General features: G+C 67.3%; 16 protein-coding genes. 11 read left to right on the top strand and 5 right to left on the bottom strand.

All coding sequences use genetic code 11. The features are described from left to right. Positions 1–47: 47 nt before the first annotated feature. The gene (locus tag NMQ11_RS09270; RefSeq protein ID WP_255167440.1) at positions 48–2,270 is read right to left on the bottom strand and encodes an amino acid permease; all 2,223 of its coding nucleotides are present in this window, start codon (positions 2,268–2,270) and stop codon (positions 48–50) included. A gap of 416 nt (positions 2,271–2,686) precedes the next feature. Between NMQ11_RS09270 and NMQ11_RS09265 the strand changes: the two genes are divergently transcribed. The 3 genes from NMQ11_RS09265 (at position 2,687) to NMQ11_RS09255 (ending at position 6,886) form a co-directional block, all read left to right on the top strand. Further along, positions 2,687–4,036 carry a ribonuclease J gene (locus tag NMQ11_RS09265; protein WP_255167439.1) on the top strand — a complete coding sequence of 450 codons (1,350 nt, stop codon included), beginning with the start codon at positions 2,687–2,689 and terminating at the stop codon, positions 4,034–4,036. 1 nt (position 4,037) lies between these two features. Continuing rightward, on the top strand, positions 4,038–5,087 hold the full coding sequence (idsA3, locus tag NMQ11_RS09260; RefSeq protein ID WP_255167437.1) for a geranylfarnesyl diphosphate synthase: 1,050 nt from the start codon (positions 4,038–4,040) through the stop codon (positions 5,085–5,087). A gap of 80 nt (positions 5,088–5,167) precedes the next feature. Further along, on the top strand, positions 5,168–6,886 hold the full coding sequence (locus NMQ11_RS09255; RefSeq protein WP_255167435.1) for a glutamate--tRNA ligase: 1,719 nt from the start codon (positions 5,168–5,170) through the stop codon (positions 6,884–6,886). A gap of 30 nt (positions 6,887–6,916) precedes the next feature. Here the strand turns inward: NMQ11_RS09255 and NMQ11_RS09250 are convergent, their stop codons facing one another. Continuing rightward, positions 6,917–7,093, bottom strand: a complete 177-nt coding sequence (locus tag NMQ11_RS09250) for a DUF8014 family protein (protein WP_255167432.1) — start codon at positions 7,091–7,093, stop codon at positions 6,917–6,919. 51 nt (positions 7,094–7,144) lie between these two features. After that, positions 7,145–7,630: a DUF456 domain-containing protein gene (locus NMQ11_RS09245; protein WP_255167430.1), complete on the bottom strand. Its 486-nt coding sequence runs from the start codon at positions 7,628–7,630 to the stop codon at positions 7,145–7,147. Between the two features lie 117 nt (positions 7,631–7,747). On the opposite strand from NMQ11_RS09245, the gene NMQ11_RS09240 reads away from it, so the two are divergent. Beyond that, positions 7,748–8,482 carry an SDR family NAD(P)-dependent oxidoreductase gene (locus tag NMQ11_RS09240; protein WP_255167428.1) on the top strand — a complete coding sequence of 245 codons (735 nt, stop codon included), beginning with the start codon at positions 7,748–7,750 and terminating at the stop codon, positions 8,480–8,482. Between the two features lie 29 nt (positions 8,483–8,511). On the opposite strand, the gene tmcA is transcribed toward NMQ11_RS09240, so the two are convergent. Next, entirely contained in the window at positions 8,512–10,797 is a 2,286-nt protein-coding gene (gene tmcA, locus NMQ11_RS09235; protein ID WP_255167426.1) for a tRNA(Met) cytidine acetyltransferase TmcA, read from the bottom strand. 317 nt (positions 10,798–11,114) lie between these two features. Here tmcA and rpl7ae point away from each other — a divergent pair, with 317 nt between their 5' ends. The 7 genes from rpl7ae (at position 11,115) to NMQ11_RS09200 (ending at position 14,301) form a co-directional block, all read left to right on the top strand. After that, a complete protein-coding gene (rpl7ae, locus tag NMQ11_RS09230; RefSeq protein ID WP_255167424.1) occupies positions 11,115–11,477 on the top strand; it encodes a 50S ribosomal protein L7Ae in 363 nt (120 codons plus the stop codon). An 11-nt stretch (positions 11,478–11,488) separates the two neighbouring features. Further along, a complete protein-coding gene (locus tag NMQ11_RS09225) occupies positions 11,489–11,713 on the top strand; it encodes a 30S ribosomal protein S28e (protein ID WP_255167422.1) in 225 nt (74 codons plus the stop codon). A 1-nt stretch (position 11,714) separates the two neighbouring features. Continuing rightward, positions 11,715–12,110, top strand: a complete 396-nt coding sequence (locus tag NMQ11_RS09220; RefSeq protein WP_255167420.1) for a 50S ribosomal protein L24e — start codon at positions 11,715–11,717, stop codon at positions 12,108–12,110. After that, entirely contained in the window at positions 12,107–12,571 is a 465-nt protein-coding gene (gene ndk / locus NMQ11_RS09215; RefSeq protein WP_255167418.1) for a nucleoside-diphosphate kinase, read from the top strand. The genes NMQ11_RS09220 and ndk overlap by 4 nt, the downstream gene beginning before the upstream one ends. Before the next feature lie 181 nt (positions 12,572–12,752). After that, positions 12,753–13,115, top strand: a complete 363-nt coding sequence (locus tag NMQ11_RS09210) for a DUF7344 domain-containing protein (RefSeq protein ID WP_255167416.1) — start codon at positions 12,753–12,755, stop codon at positions 13,113–13,115. Between the two features lie 197 nt (positions 13,116–13,312). Further along, on the top strand, positions 13,313–13,915 hold the full coding sequence (sod, locus tag NMQ11_RS09205; protein WP_255167414.1) for a superoxide dismutase: 603 nt from the start codon (positions 13,313–13,315) through the stop codon (positions 13,913–13,915). A 113-nt stretch (positions 13,916–14,028) separates the two neighbouring features. After that, positions 14,029–14,301, top strand: coding sequence for a DUF5827 family protein (locus NMQ11_RS09200; RefSeq protein WP_255167413.1), 273 nt, complete (start codon positions 14,029–14,031; stop codon positions 14,299–14,301). A 40-nt stretch (positions 14,302–14,341) separates the two neighbouring features. Here the strand turns inward: NMQ11_RS09200 and NMQ11_RS09195 are convergent, their stop codons facing one another. Beyond that, complete coding sequence (locus NMQ11_RS09195) at positions 14,342–14,920, bottom strand: MBL fold metallo-hydrolase (RefSeq protein WP_255167411.1); 579 nt, start codon at positions 14,918–14,920, stop codon at positions 14,342–14,344. Positions 14,921–14,958 lie beyond the last annotated feature (38 nt).

The raw sequence follows: 14,958 nt of genomic DNA, 5'->3' as shown, positions 1-14,958 counted from the left end.
GTGTAACTCACGGAATAGTACCGGTCGAGGGCTGGTGACACCGGCGTTCAGTTGAAGAGCACGCGCTCGAGGATCGGCCGGAGGAACGAGCCTCGCCGCGTCTTCTTCGAGTGGACGAGCAGGACGGGCTGGTCGATCGCCGCCGCGATCCGATCCGAGCGCTGCTCGACCAGCAGGTCCGGGAGCCGTCGGTGGGTGACGGTGCTGACCATGATCAGGTCGGCGGACTCGAGCTGGCGCGTGAGATCGCCGATCTCGTCGTCGGTGCGGATGATCGTCGACTCGACGGGTGCGGTACAGAGCGCGTCGAGTTCGGCGTGGTAGTCCTCGACGGTTTCGAACAGTTCGTCGGGAGCGTCCTCGGAGACGGCGAAGACGAACCGGAGGCGGGCGTCGAAGTCGGTTGCGATGGTGTTCGCGAGTTCGACCTTCAGCGGGTCGTTGAACGGGCTGCGGTCGGTGACGATTGCGATCTCGTCGATCTCGGTGGGGCGTTCGTGCTGGACGAAGACCACGTCACAGGGGGCGTGCTCCATGATCCAGTCGGTGTCGCGGCCGAACAGCGTCCCGAGACGGCTGGTCGCCTCCCGGCGAGCCAGGATCAGGTCCGCGTCGATCCGCTCGGCGAAGTTGACGACCGCGTGGCGCGTGTCGTGGCTGACGATCTCACCGACTTCGACGGGTACCTCGAGATCCCTGACCAGGTCGTCCGTTCGCCGCTCGAACGCGGCGTCGGCCTCCGTGAGCGACTCCGCGGCGGTGTCGAGGGGGACCTGGTCGGGAACCTCGTCGAAGCGCACGATCCGGATCCGGCCGCCGCGGCGACGGACCAGCGGCGCCGCGAGTCGCAAGATCGCGTCCTCCTGCTGGCGGCTGACGTCCTGTCGCAGCGGGATCAACACCTCGTACTGGTCGACGCCCTCGATCTCCTCTTCGGTCTCGCGGACGAACTGCTTGCCCGTCTCGCGACGCGCGAGGCCGACGGCGACGCCCTCGCGCTCGACGCGCTGTTTGGCGTACCACTGGTACCAGACGAACCCGAAGATCGTGATGCCGACGGCGCCGACGATCGGTAGCCAGTCCATCTGCGTGATGATGAACACGCCCGAGACGATTCCGAACAGCTGGACCCAGGGGTATCCCGGCGTGAAGAACTCGGGGTCGTACCACTCGAGGTCGCGCTCGCGGAAGGCTATCAGCGCGGCGCAGACCAGGATGTAGACGAGGATCTGGAACGCCCCCGCCGTTTTGGCGATGTCCTCGACCGGGAGCGCGACGATGACGGCGATCATGATCCCGCCGGTGGCGAGGATGGCGACGACCGGAGTCGCGAACCGGGGGTGGATGTACTCGAACTGGTCTAAGAAGAGGTCGTCGCGGCTGAGCGCCAGCGGGTACCGCGACGCGGTGAGGATGCCGGCGTTCGCCGTGCTCACGAGCGCGAGGATCGCCGCGATCACGATCGCGACGAGAAACAGGTAGCCGAAGAGTTCGTCGGCGGCCTCGGCCATCGGGGCGCCCGAGGCGGCCAGCGCCGGGCCGTCGATGACGCCGACGAGGACGAACACGAGCAGCGCGTACAGGAACGTCGTCGCGACGAGCGATCCAAGGAGACCGAGTGGCAGGTTCCGGCCCGGATTCTCGATCTCCTCGGCGACCGCCGCGACCTTCGTGACGCCGGCGTAGGAGACGAGCACCAGCGCGGTCGCGCTGAGGACGCCGCCGGTCCCCTCGGTGAAGAACGGGTCGTAGTTACCGCCTTCGACTCTGATGATCGAACCGGCGACGAACACCGAGAGGATGATCAGCATCACGATGACCATGATCAGCTGGAGCCCGCCGGTCTGTTTGACGCCGAAGAGGTTGACGAGGATGAGAACGGTGGCGATGACGACCGCCGTCGCCGTGAGACTCGGCAGGTTGACGACGAACTCGAGGTAGAACATCCCGCCGACGAGCGCGAGCGCGCCCTTGAACATGAGCATGAGCCACGTTCCGAGCCCCGCGATGGTGCCGACGGCGGGGCCCATGCCGCGCTCGATGAAGACGTAGTCGCCGCCGGCCTCGGGCATCGCGGTTCCGAGTTCGGCGATGCTGAGTGCGGCCGGCACGACGAGGACCGCCGCGATGACGAACGCGAGGATCACGGCCGGGCCGGCTTCGGCCATCGCGAGCCCCGGTAGAATGAAGATCCCACTTCCGATCATCGCACCCATACTGATCGCGATGACGGCGAACAGCCCCAGGTCTCGCTCGAGATCTTTACCCATTACCGTCCCTTTCCTGACGCCGGGTTAGAAACGTTCGGATTTCCTCCTCGAGTGTCGGCAAATATGGCTGGTAGGGCACATCCTCGTAGAAATACAGGAAAAGTCAAAACGCGCGTGATATTCTCATCCGGTCGGTAACGACGGGGCGCGGCCGATCGCCTCCGAGATTGTGTCCCGTGTGTGAGATCCTCTCGGTCGATCGTCAACCCACTGCGTTTTTAACGCCCGGGTGTGTAGGGTGCCCTAGCGAAACCCGCGGGCAAGTGTGCTCGGGATCGACGCGGCGTCGATCTTCGGGGTAGGACGCCCTCGAGCGCATAGCGGGATGGCCAACACGCAGACACGTCGGGGCCGACGAACCGGGAGTCCGCGGACCGTTTCGACGAGTGCCACGACCGGCACTCAGTGCTACAATCATGGAAATCGAAATTGCAACGATTGGCGGTTACGAGGAAGTCGGGCGGCAGATGACTGCCGTGCGCGCCGGAAACGACGTCGTCATCTTCGACATGGGACTGAACCTCTCGCAGGTTCTCATCCACGATAACGTCGAGACAGAGCGGATGCACAGTCTGGACCTGATCGACATGGGCGCGATTCCGGACGACCGGATCATGTCCGACCTCGAGGGCGACGTGCAGGCGATCGTGCCGACGCACGGTCACCTGGATCACATCGGCGCCATCTCGAAGCTGGCCCACCGGTACAACGCACCGATCGTCGCGACGCCGTTCACGATCGAACTCGTCAAACAGCAGATCGAGGGCGAGCAGAAGTTCGGCGTCGAGAACGACCTGATCAAGATGGACCCCGGCGAGTCCATGACGATCGGCAACGAGGGCGTCGAACTCGAGTTCGTCAACGTCACCCACTCGATCATCGACGCGATCAATCCGGTGCTTCACACGCCCGAGGGCGCCATCGTCTACGGGCTGGACAAGCGCATGGACCACACGCCGGTCCTCGGCGACCCGATCGACATGAAGCGGTTCCGCGAGATCGGCCGCGAAGGTCAGGGCGTTCTCTGTTACATCGAGGACTGCACCAACGCGAACAAGAAGGGGCGTACCCCCTCCGAGAACGTCGCGCGCGAACACCTCCGGGACGTCCTCTACAGCATGCAGGACTACGACGGCGGCATCGTCGCCACGACGTTCTCGAGCCACATCGCCCGCGTGAAGTCGCTGGTCGAGTTCGCCGACGACATCGGGCGCCAGCCCGTCCTGCTCGGTCGCTCGATGGAGAAGTACTCGGGGACCGCAGAGCGACTCGACTTCGTCGACTTCCCCTCGGATCTGGGGATGTTCGGCCACCGCAAGTCCGTCGACCGCACGTTCAAGCGCATCATGAACGAGGGCAAGGAGGACTTCCTGCCGGTCGTCACCGGCCACCAGGGCGAGCCGCGCGCGATGCTCACCCGGATGGCCCGCGGCGAGACGCCGTACGAACTGGACGACGGCGACAAGGTCGTCTTCTCGGCCCGTGTCATCCCCGAGCCCACGAACGAGGGCCAGCGCTACCAGGCCGAGAAGCTCCTCGGCATGCAGGGCGCCCGCGTCTACGACGACATCCACGTCTCGGGGCACCTGAACCAGGAGGGACACTACAAGATGCTCGACGCGCTCCAGCCCCAGCACATCATTCCCGCCCACCAGAACCTGAAGGGACTGTCGGGCTACGTTGGCCTCTGTGAGAGCGAGGGATACCATATGGGTCGTGACGTCCACGTCTCGCGCAACGGCAACCTGATCCAGCTTGTCGACTAACATGACGACCCCCGAGGCACGAGAGGAGGCGGTGCTCGAGGCCGTCCGCGAGCGCCGCGAGTTCGTCAACGAGGCGATTCCGGAGGAGCTGCCGATCAAGCGCCCCGAACGCCTCTACGAAGCCTCGCGATACCTGCTCGACGCGGGCGGCAAGCGTCTGCGCCCGACGGTGTTGCTCACGACGGCGGAGGCGCTCGCGGACGTCAAACCCCTCTCGCGAGAGTACCGGAAGTTCCCGACGCTGGACGGGGGCGAGATCGACGCGATGGCCGCCGCCGTCAGCGTCGAGGTCATCCAGTCGTTCACGCTGATCCACGACGACATCATGGACGACGACGACCTCCGGCGCGGCGTCCCGGCCGTCCACAAGGAGTACGACCTCGAGACGGCCATCCTCGCGGGTGATACGCTCTACTCGAAGGCCTTCGAGATCATGCTCGAGACCGGCGCGGAGCCGGACCGGACCGTCGACGCGCTCGAAGTGCTGGCGACAACGTGTACGAAGATCTGCGAAGGGCAGGCGCTCGACGTCGACTTCGAAGAACGAGACGAGGTCACGCCCGAGGAGTACCTCGAGATGGTCGAACAGAAGACCGCGGTACTGTACGCCGCCTCCGCCTGCCTGCCGGCGGTCCTGCTGGGCGCCGACGAGGAGACGGTCGACGCCCTCTACGGCTACGGGCTGGACGTCGGCCGGGCGTTCCAGATCCAGGACGACGTCCTCGATCTCACCGTTCCGAGCGACAAACTCGGCAAACAGCGCGGCAGCGACCTGGTCGAGAACAAACAGACGCTCATCACCGTCCACGCCCGCGAGCAGGGCGTCGACATCGAGGGGTTAATCGACACCGAAGACGTCGACGCCGTCACCGAAAGCGAGATCGACGAGGCGGTCGCCGCACTCGAGGACGCCGGCTCGATCGAGTACGCCAACGAGACCGCTCGAGAGCTGGTCGAGCGCGGGAAGGACCGACTCGAGGTGCTGCCGGAGAACGAGGCCCACGACCTGTTGCTCGATCTGGCGGACTACTTGATCGAGCGCGGCTACTGAGCCGACGACGGGTATTTTTGCGGAACCGAGCCGGCGCGACACCGCGGCAGTTTTGAACGGGCGCGAAAAAGCTCTCGGCAATGAACGACGAGTTACGCGAGCGCGTCGAGCGTGAGGCGGAGAAACACGCGCTGTTGAACGCCGTCAAACACGAGAGCGATGCCGACGTCGGCGCCGTGATGGGGCCGCTGATGGGCGAGAACCCGGCGTTTCGCGAACACGCCGACGCGGTGCCGGGAATCGTCGGCGGCGTCGTCGGCGAGGTCAACGACCTCGATCACCTCGAGCGCCGCGAGCGGCTGGCGGCGCTCGCACCCGAGGCGCTGGCGGAACTCGAGGCCGAGGACGAGGGCGACGACCACGACCTGCCGGACCTGCCCAACGCCGAGGAGTACGACGAGATCCGGATGCGCTGTGCGCCGAACCCCAACGGGCCGTGGCACATCGGCCACGCCCGGATGCCCGCCGTGATCGGCACGTACAAGGAGCGCTACGACGGCTGGTTCTGCGTCCGGTTCGACGACACCGACCCCGAAACGAAGCGACCGGATCTCGAGGCGTACGACGCGATCCTCGGCGCCGTCGAGTACCTCGGCTTCGAGGCCGACGCGACGTTCAAAGCGAGCGATCGCCTCGAGATCTACTACGACCACGCCCGAAAACTGATCGACGTGGGCGGGGCCTACACCTGCTCGTGTTCCGGCGAGCAGTTTAGCGAGCTGAAAAACAGCGGCGAGCCCTGCCCGCACCGCGAGAAGGACCCGGAGACGGTGCTCGACGAGTTCGAGAACATGGTCGCGGGCGTCTACGACAGCGGCGAGATGGTGCTGCGGGTGAAGACGGACATCGAGCACAAGAACCCCGCGCTCCGGGACTGGGTCGCGTTCCGGATGATCGACACGCCCCACCCGCGCGAGGAGGCCGCCGACTTCCGGTGCTGGCCGATGCTCGACTTCCAGTCGGCGATCGACGACCACCTCGTGGGGATCACCCACATCATCCGCGGCATCGACCTCCAGGACTCGGCGAAGCGCCAGCGGTTCCTCTACGAGTACTTCGGCTGGGAGTATCCGGAGGTCGTCCACTGGGGCCACGTCCAGATCGACGCCTACGACGTGAAGATGAGCACCTCCCGGATCAAGGAGCTGATCGACGCGGGCGAACTCGACGGCTGGGACGACCCGCGGGCGCCGACGCTCGCAAGTCTCGAGCGGCGGGGGATCCGCGGCGAGGCGATCACCGAGTCGATGGTCGGTCTCGGCACCTCGACCAGCGACGTCGACCTGGCGATGAGTTCGATCTACGCGAACAACCGCGACCTCGTCGACGAGGAGACCGACCGGCGCTTTTTCGTCCGCGAGGGCGTCGAGGTGGCGCTGGCGGGGAGCCCGCCCGAGGAGGCGACCCCGCCGCTGCACCCCAACCACGAGGAACGCGGCGTGCGGGAGATTCCGGTCGGCGATGCGGTCCGGCTCGAGGAGGGCGACCTCCCGCAGCGGGAGTCACGCATCTGGTTGAAGGGGCTGGGCTGTTTCCTCTACACCCGCGACGCGCTCCAGTACACCGGCGACGACATCGACGTCGTCCGCGAGGGTGACGTCGACGTCGTCCACTGGGTTCCGGCTGCGGAGAGCGTCCCCGTCCGGATGCGTACGATGGACGGGGACGTCTCCGGGCGCGCCGAACCGGGCGTGGCCGACCTTGCACCCGACGACCTCGTGCAGTTCGAGCGCGTCGGATTCGTCAGAGTAGACCGCCACGAGGGCGACGAGACGGTCGTCTACTACGCCCACCCCTGAGTCGGGCGACTCCGCGGTTTTGGGACGTGTTCAGTCCGGATCGCGCTCGAGCAACGACTCGGCGCTGTCCGGCAGCGGATCGGCGACGACGCCGTCCCGTCGGCCGAGAACGCGGGCGTGGGCCGCACAGACGAACCGATTGTCGTCCCACGGGATGTGGAGTTCGACGGCGGCGGGTCGGTCGCAGTCCTCCTCCGAACAGGTCATACGAGAGCCGACGGCGGCGCGGAATACAATCTTTTGGGCTCCTCGAGCGATCTACAGCAGGAAAACCGTGACGAGGAACCCGACGAGGATCGTCGCCGTGAACAGGAACTGCGCGGCCGTCGACGCGAGGACGCCGACGGTCGCGTACACCGCAGACCGGGTGCTCTGGTTGACGTCGCCGTTTCGGACGAACTCGAGGACGAAGACGGTTCCGAACAGGCCGACGAGCAACCCGAGTGGACCGGTGACGAGCATGAGCGCGATGCCGACGGCGGCGGCGACCGCGGTCGTCTGCCAGGAGGCCCCGCCGAACCGGGCCGAGGCCGCGCCGCCGAAGAACTCGGTGACGACCGTGAGCACTCCGAGGAGGGTGAAGACGGCGAGCGCGAGGAGCCCCGGCTCGGCGAAGCCGGAGTGCCACCAGTAGAGGTACACCCCCGAGAGCGAGAGGAGGCCGCCGGGGACGAGCGGCACCAGGGTCCCGGCGACGCCGCCGACGAGCAGCGCCACGGCGAGCAGCGAAATCGCATCGACCATACCCGCCCTGAAGGTATGTCGGAGCAAAGGCGTACCGCCTCCGCGGGCGACGGGCGCCGCTCCGTCAGTTCGAGCCCGATCCCTACCGTTACGTCCCTGGCGCCGAACGAACCGAGCATGAAAGACGACTCCGATCGATGCGGGGCGATCGTCGTCGGCGCCTCCTCCGGGATCGGCGAGGCGGTGGCCCGGGCGCTCGCCGATGAGGGGTACGCGGTCGGGCTCACCGCCCGCCGAGTCGAGCGGCTGCGGGAGATCGCGGTCGACCTGCCGACGGACGCGTACGTCGCGGCGATGGACGTTGCGGTCACCCAGCGGGCGCGCGAGACGTTCGACGATCTCTGCGAAACGATGGACTCGGTCGACCTCGTCGTCATCAGCGCCGGGGTCGGTCCCGCGAACCGCGACCTCGAGTGGGGCCCCGAGCGGGAGACGATCGCCGTCAACGTCTGCGGCTTCGCGGCGATCTCGACGGCGGCACTCGCACACTTCGAACGCCGCGGGTCGGGCCACCTCGTGGGGATCTCCTCGGTGGCCTCGGTGTTCGGAAACGGCGTCGCCCCCGCGTACAACGCCTCGAAGGCGTTCGTCTCGACGTACCTCGAGGGGCTGCGCTACCGTCAGGCCGGCCGCGAGAGCGAGATCGCGATCACCACCGTCGAACCCGGGTACGTGGACACCGACCTCGCGGCGGGTGAGTTCTGGATGTGCTCGCCGGAGACGGCCGCAGAACAGATCGTTCGGGCGATCGACGCTCGCCGAGAGCACGTCTACGTCACGCGGCGCTGGCGGCTCGTCGCGTGGCTGCTCGCGCTGTTACCTGAGCGAGTCCTCCGGCGACCGTTCACGTAGCTGCAGAGTCGGTAGCCGGTTCTGGGGACTCAGCCGTCGAAAAACCGCTCGCGCTCCGCACGGGCGACGTCACCGCCGTAGTGGTCGACCAGCGGGACGAGCGCGTCGCCGAACGACCGCATGCACTGGCTCGCGGAGTGGTACTCGAGGTCGTCCGCAACCGCCGGCCACGGCCGCCCCTGGAGACAGCGGGCGACGAGCAGTCGTTGCTCGCGGTCTGCGAGCGTGACTCCCCCGGGCCTCTCGACGAGAAACCGGACGACCAGCCGGCGAAACGGCCCCGGGTCGACGTCGAACAGTCCGGGGCCGTAGGCCGCTCCGGCGACGACGCGCCACTCCCGGTCCGACAGCGACAGCGGCGGGAGCGCGTCGACGCTCCGGAGCGCCGCGCGGACGACGTCGGGCTCGAGGTCGGCGAGCGCGTCCGAACTGACGGCGGCGAACCGCCCAGCGAACCACCTCGCGTGGCGGTCGCGGAGGGCGCGGCCCTCGTCGCTCGTCGGCCGACACATGAGCGCGGAGTACTCGCCGCTGGCGTCGTTTCGCGTCGTCGAGACGTGGATCGTCGCGTAGCCGTTCTCGCGCCAGAACTCGAGGAGGCCGGGCGTCGCGCCGAAGCCAGTTCCCAGCCAGTCGAGTTGGGGGGCGAACTCCTCCGCGATTTCCTCGAGCAGCCGCGAACCCAGTCCGCGCGACCGTACCGCGTGGTGGGTCGCGATCCGGACGATTCGCAATCCGGCGAGTTCGCCCGCCGACTCGTCGCGCAGCTGGCTCGTGAGCACGTCCGGGAGCATGTTCCCCCGGATGCGCCCGCCCTCGTACATCATCGCGCGGTCCTCGGCCGAGAGGTTCCCCTCACGGGCCAGCAGGGCGACGCTCGCGACGCGGCCGTCGTGACAGAGCGCCCGAGCCTCGAGGTTCGGCGCGTCCAGCAGCCGTGCGAGGTCGGCGGGCTCTGTGCGGTAGTGAGCCAGCACGAGCAGACCGAACGCCTCCCGGAGCAGGGTCTCGTCTGCGAGCAGGTCGGCCGGTTCGAGTCGCCGGTAGGTGACTGATTCGGGCGTGGCGTCGGCGACCAGCGAGTCGACGGGCGGGCGCGCGTCGAGCAGGAGCGCGCGGAAGGCCCACACTTCGAGCGGATCACCGCCGGCGTACCGGATCGGGTCGGCGAGCGTGACGTCCGTGACGTCGTGGTCGCTCTCTACGAGCCGGTCCCGAAACCGCACGGAGAAGCCGCGGCCGGCGCCCTCGTAGCCGTGGACCGTCGTGGCGAAGGCGATTCGCGGCGCCGAGAGGAACGACTCGAGGACGCGAACCGGGAGCGCGGCGGCCTCGTCGACGACGACGAGCTCGTCCGAGTCGCCGTCGCGCTCCGCCAGCCGCTCGGCGACCGCGGCGGGCTCGAGAAAGCGGATCGACCCGCCGCTCGTCGTCTCGAGGGTCGGCGCGTGAGTCCGGTCTCCGGCCGCGACGTCGGTCTCGAGCGTCTCGAGGAGTTCGCGGGCGCGGGCGAACAGTTCGGCGGCGTTTCGCGCGCTCGGGGCGGTGACGAGCACGTCCCTCCCGGCGGCGGCGAGCGCGCCCGCTGCCAGCCCCGCCGCGCTCGACTTGCCGCGCCCGCGGTCGGACTCGAGAACGACGGCCCGCGAGTGAGCGTCGGGGGCAGCCAGCGCCTCGAGGGCGGCGACCGCCTCGGCCTGGTCGGCGGTGTAACACGCCTCGTAGGCGCCCCGCGGAAATCGGGCACCGCGCGCGCGATCGGACGACCGGTCGGCTTCGCGCCGGCACGCCGGCGCCGGCTGCGTCAACCCGTCGTCCTCGACGGTTCCGGTCTCGAGGTCGACGACGGCGACCCCGCGGTGGGCGCGGAGCGTCTCGACCAGCCGCTCCCGGAACCGGCCGGTGACGTCCTCGAGGGAGAACGGCGGCACCGCCAGCGACTCGTCGAACCCGTCGCGGCGGTCGGGCCAGGACTCGAGCGGCGGGACGAGGAGGACCAGCAGGCCGCCGCCGTCGACGCTCCCGACGACTTTCCCCAGCGCATTCGGGCGCAGTTCCCGGTGGGCGTCGACGACGACGACCTCGCGGGTCGTCCCGAGCAGGCGGCTCGCGCTGGACTGCGGGAGGTGTTCGCAGCGAAGCCGGTCGTCGGGACCGACGAGCGTCGTCGCGGAGATGGGCACCTCGAGGGCCTCGAGAGCCGACTCGAGGCGCCGGTAGGCGCGCTCCCGGTCGCCGGCGAGAACGAGCCCCCGTCGTTCGTCGGTCGTGACTGCCTCCCGGCGAAGCGTGACCGCGAGTTCGGCGACGTTCATACCGCGTTCTACGGGACGGTCGCCGTAATACTGCCCGTTTCGGGGCGGGACCGGGCCGTCGGCCGAGCGTTCCGGCCGCGGGGTCCGAACCGAGTCGTCATGCAGGTTACACCGCAAGCAGGCGTGCGTGTGCCGGGCTCCCACGCTGGGGCACATTTGAACACGCTTTTAAGGAGGGCACCGCTACTGGGTCGTACACCCTGCGCGGGGTTGATGATGCTCCTAGCCTCACAGGATCTCCGCCGGAAACGCCCGGCCCGGACGCCGTCCGGACGGCAGGGGAGCGCGAGCCCACGCGTAGGAGAGGTGAACAACCAATGGCAGTTTACGTAACTACAGAAACCCCAGCCGACCTCGCCGAGGACGCCCTCGAGGCCCTCGAGGTCGCACGAGACACCGGAACCGTAAAGAAAGGAACCAACGAGACGACCAAAGCGATCGAGCGCGGCAACGCCGATCTGGTCTACGTCGCCGAGGACGTCACGCCCGAGGAGATCGTGATGCACCTCCCCGAGCTGGCAGAGGAGAAGGGTATCTCCGTCGTCTTCGTCGAGACCCAGGACGACGTCGGCCACGCCGCCGGCCTCGAGGTCGGCTCCGCGGCGGCCGCGATCGTCGACGCCGGCGAGGCCTCCGACGACGTCGAGGACATCGCGAGCAAGGTCGAGGACCTGAGCTGAGGTGACCCAGGATGAGCGCTGAAGAGGGAGAAAGCGGCTCGACCCCCGCCGAAGTCATCGAGGTCGTCGGCAAGACCGGCATGCACGGCGAAGCCATGCAGGTCAAGTGCCGGATCAAGGAAGGCGAGAACCAGGGACGCATCATCACCCGGAACTGCCTCGGGCCGGTCCGCGAGGGGGACATCCTCCAGCTGCGCGAGACCGCCCGCGAGGCCGACTCCATCGGAGGACAGTAAGATGGTCGAGAAGCGAACCTGCGACTACACGGGCGAGGAGATCGAGCCCGGAACGGGCATCATGTACGTCCGCAACGACGGCACCGTGCTCCACTTCGTCGACTCGAAGGCGGAGAAGAACTATGAACTCGGGCGCGAACCGCGCGACCTCGAGTGGACCGCCGAGGGCCGCCGGGGCAAGACGCCCGCGCAGTCGGAGACGCCCGCAGCGGAGTCCCAGGACGTCGACGAGCAGGTCGAGGCTGACGAGGACGAGGCTCTCGTCGAGGAGACCGAACTCGACGAGGACGAAGAATCCGAAACCTCGGATCAGGTCGAAGCCGAAACCGAGCCACAGGACGAGGTCCGCGAGGACGAGGGGGCGGCTGACGACGAGAGCGAGGACGACGAAGAATGAGCGACCACGAGCGAACCTTCGTGATGGTCAAGCCCGACGCGTTCGCGCGCGGGCTCGTCGGCGAAGTCGTCTCGCGACTCGAGGACCGCGGCCTCAAACTCGTCGCCATCAAAGTGATCAACATGCCCGAGGAGCGGGCCAGAGAGCACTACGCCGAACACGAGGACAAGCCCTTCTTCGACGGCCTGATCGACTTTATCACCTCGGGACCGGTCGTCCCGATGGTCTGGGAGGGCCAAGATGCGACGCGGCAGGTCCGCCAGATGATCGGCGCGACCGATCCGCTCGAGGCCGCCCCCGGAACGATCCGCGGCGATTACGCGCTCGACCTCGGTCGGAACGTCGTCCACGCGGCCGACCACGAGGACGAGGGCGCGAACGAGCGCGAGATCGCGATTCACTTCGACGAGGACGAACTGATCGACTACGACCAGCACGACGCGGGCTGGCTGTACGAGTAACGTCGACACGCCGTCTCCGATAGACGGCTTCTTCTGCGGTCTGCACCCCTCCGCGACCGGCGACCGCTGTGTGGCAGCGGACGACGAGAGATTATGATAGTCAGCCGCAACATCTAATGCGACGGCTGCTGTATAGTCCCGTGGTGGTTTCGAATGGTAACGAATGGTAGGTGGTCAGTGGATGCGTGAAACCGACCGACAGTCGGCGTCCGCCACGACGACGGCCGCGCCGTCGCTGGACGTGGTGTTCGACACGCTCGCCGATCGGCGACGCCGCTACGCGCTCTACTATCTGCACGACGTTTCCGACGGTGTTGCAACGATCGACGATGTGAGCTCGTACATCGTCGCCAGAGAGAACTCGGAACACGACCCCGCCGATCATCGCCGTCACGTGATGACGGCGCTTCGTCACGTCCACGTGCCGAAGCTCGAGGATCTGGGGGTCGTCGAGTACGACTCGCGGAGCGAAACGGTGCGGTACTGGAGCCAGCCGACCCTCGAGGAGTGGCTCGAGCACGCTCGACACAAGGAGCTCTCGTAGTCCTCGCGAGCGGCGCGACGCTGGTCGGCGGGGTCGTTTCCCAAACCGGCCGCTGAAAGGTTTAACATCGGCCTCGTCGTGAGGTCTCCAGTGAGGAGGGAACGTCGTCGCGACACCATCGCGTGTGTGCCGCGGTATCATTCCCCTCCTCAAAATTTAACAGGAGAGCGGTCGATACGGGACATAGGTGTTCACTTATGACTGATCACGAACTTCCAGAGCTTCCATACGACTACGACGCACTCGAGCCAGCGATCTCAGAGCAGGTAGTGACCTGGCATCACGACACGCACCACCAGGGCTACGTCAACGGCCTCAACTCCGCCGAGGAGACCCTCGCGGAGAACCGCGAGTCCGGCGACTACGGTTCTTCGGCCGGCGCCATGAAGAACGTCACCCACAACGGCTGTGGACACTACCTCCACACGCTGTTCTGGGAGAACATGTCGCCAAACGGCGGCGGCGAACCCGAGGGCGACCTCGCCGACCGGATCGAGGAGGACTTCGGCTCCTACGACGCCTGGAAGGGCGAGTTCGAGGCCGCTGCCTCCGCCGCCGGTGGCTGGGCGCTGCTGGTCTACGACCCCGTCGCGAAGCAGCTTCGCAACCTCGCGGTCGACAAGCACGACCTTCACGCGCTGTGGGGTGCCCACCCCATCCTCGCGTGTGACGTCTGGGAACACTCGTACTACTACGACTACGGCCCGGACCGCGGCAGCTTCATCGACGGCTTCTTCGACGTCGTCAACTGGGACAAGGTCGACGAAGAGTACCAGAAGTGTCTGGACCACTTCGAGTAAGCGACGACCCGGTACATCCACATCGTTTTTTGCGCCGCCGCGAAGGGAGAGACGTCGCCGGATCGACGCCCGAACCCAACACCGTTTAGGCCGTGACGGGGGTATCGAACGCTATGCCAGTCCCGAAAGACGAGTTCGACCGCCTGCCGCCGTGTGACTTCTACACGCCCGCGGAGCTGCTCGAGGCGGATCAGATGTACACGATCTACGAGATCGCCCGACTGCTCCAGGGGCTCGAGCCCGACGCGGACATCGACCGGGAGACCGAGGACATCCTGCTCGACTGGGCGATCCCCTGGGTGATGACCAGCGCCGACGACCTCGTCGTCGCCGAACCGAGAAGCGACGACGAGCCGGGGTACTACGGCCTGAAAACCGACGAGTGAGCCGCCCTCGAGAGCGAGAACCGATCCGGTGGCGAGGCGGCTACGCCTGTCTCGCCATCTGGCCGGCGAGTTCGACGTGATCGGCCGGCGAGCGAGTCACGCTCGGTCCGTGCCCCGTGTGCAGCGCCGCGAGGTCGTCGCCGATCCGCTCGCGCAGGCTGTCGATACTCTCGATCAAGGTCGCCCGATCCCCCTCCGGCAGGTCGGTCCGGCCGAAGCTCCCGTTCTGGAACACGAGGTCGCCGGCGAAGCAGATTCCGGGCTCCTCGGCGAGGAAACAGAGGTGATCGTCCTTGTGCCCCGGCGTGTGGAGGGCGACGTACTCGTGGTCGCCGAGGACGACCGTGTCCCCGTCTTCGATCGCGTGGTCGACGCCCTCGACGGCGGTGTCGTACCCCCAGGCGTCGACGTCGAAGGCAGCCTTCACCGCCTCGAGATTCCCCACGTGATCGGGGTGGGTGTGGGTCAAGACGACCGCGTCGAGGTCGTCGGTGTGTTCGCGGATGCGTTCGACGACGTCGAAGTTCGCGCCCGTATCGACGAGAACCGTTCGTTCGCCGGCGACGAGAAAGGCGTTACTGGTGAACGCCTGTACGCCCGCTGCGAGGTTTACGATCATGCGTGGCGGTACGAACGCGGACGGTTTGTGCGTGTCGA

It is taken from the genome of Natrononativus amylolyticus, from assembly GCF_024362525.1.
Lineage (GTDB): Archaea > Halobacteriota > Halobacteria > Halobacteriales > Natrialbaceae > Natrononativus > Natrononativus amylolyticus.
The sequence above is the reverse complement of the archived record's forward strand: the minus strand, read 5'-3'. Positions and strand labels throughout refer to the sequence as shown.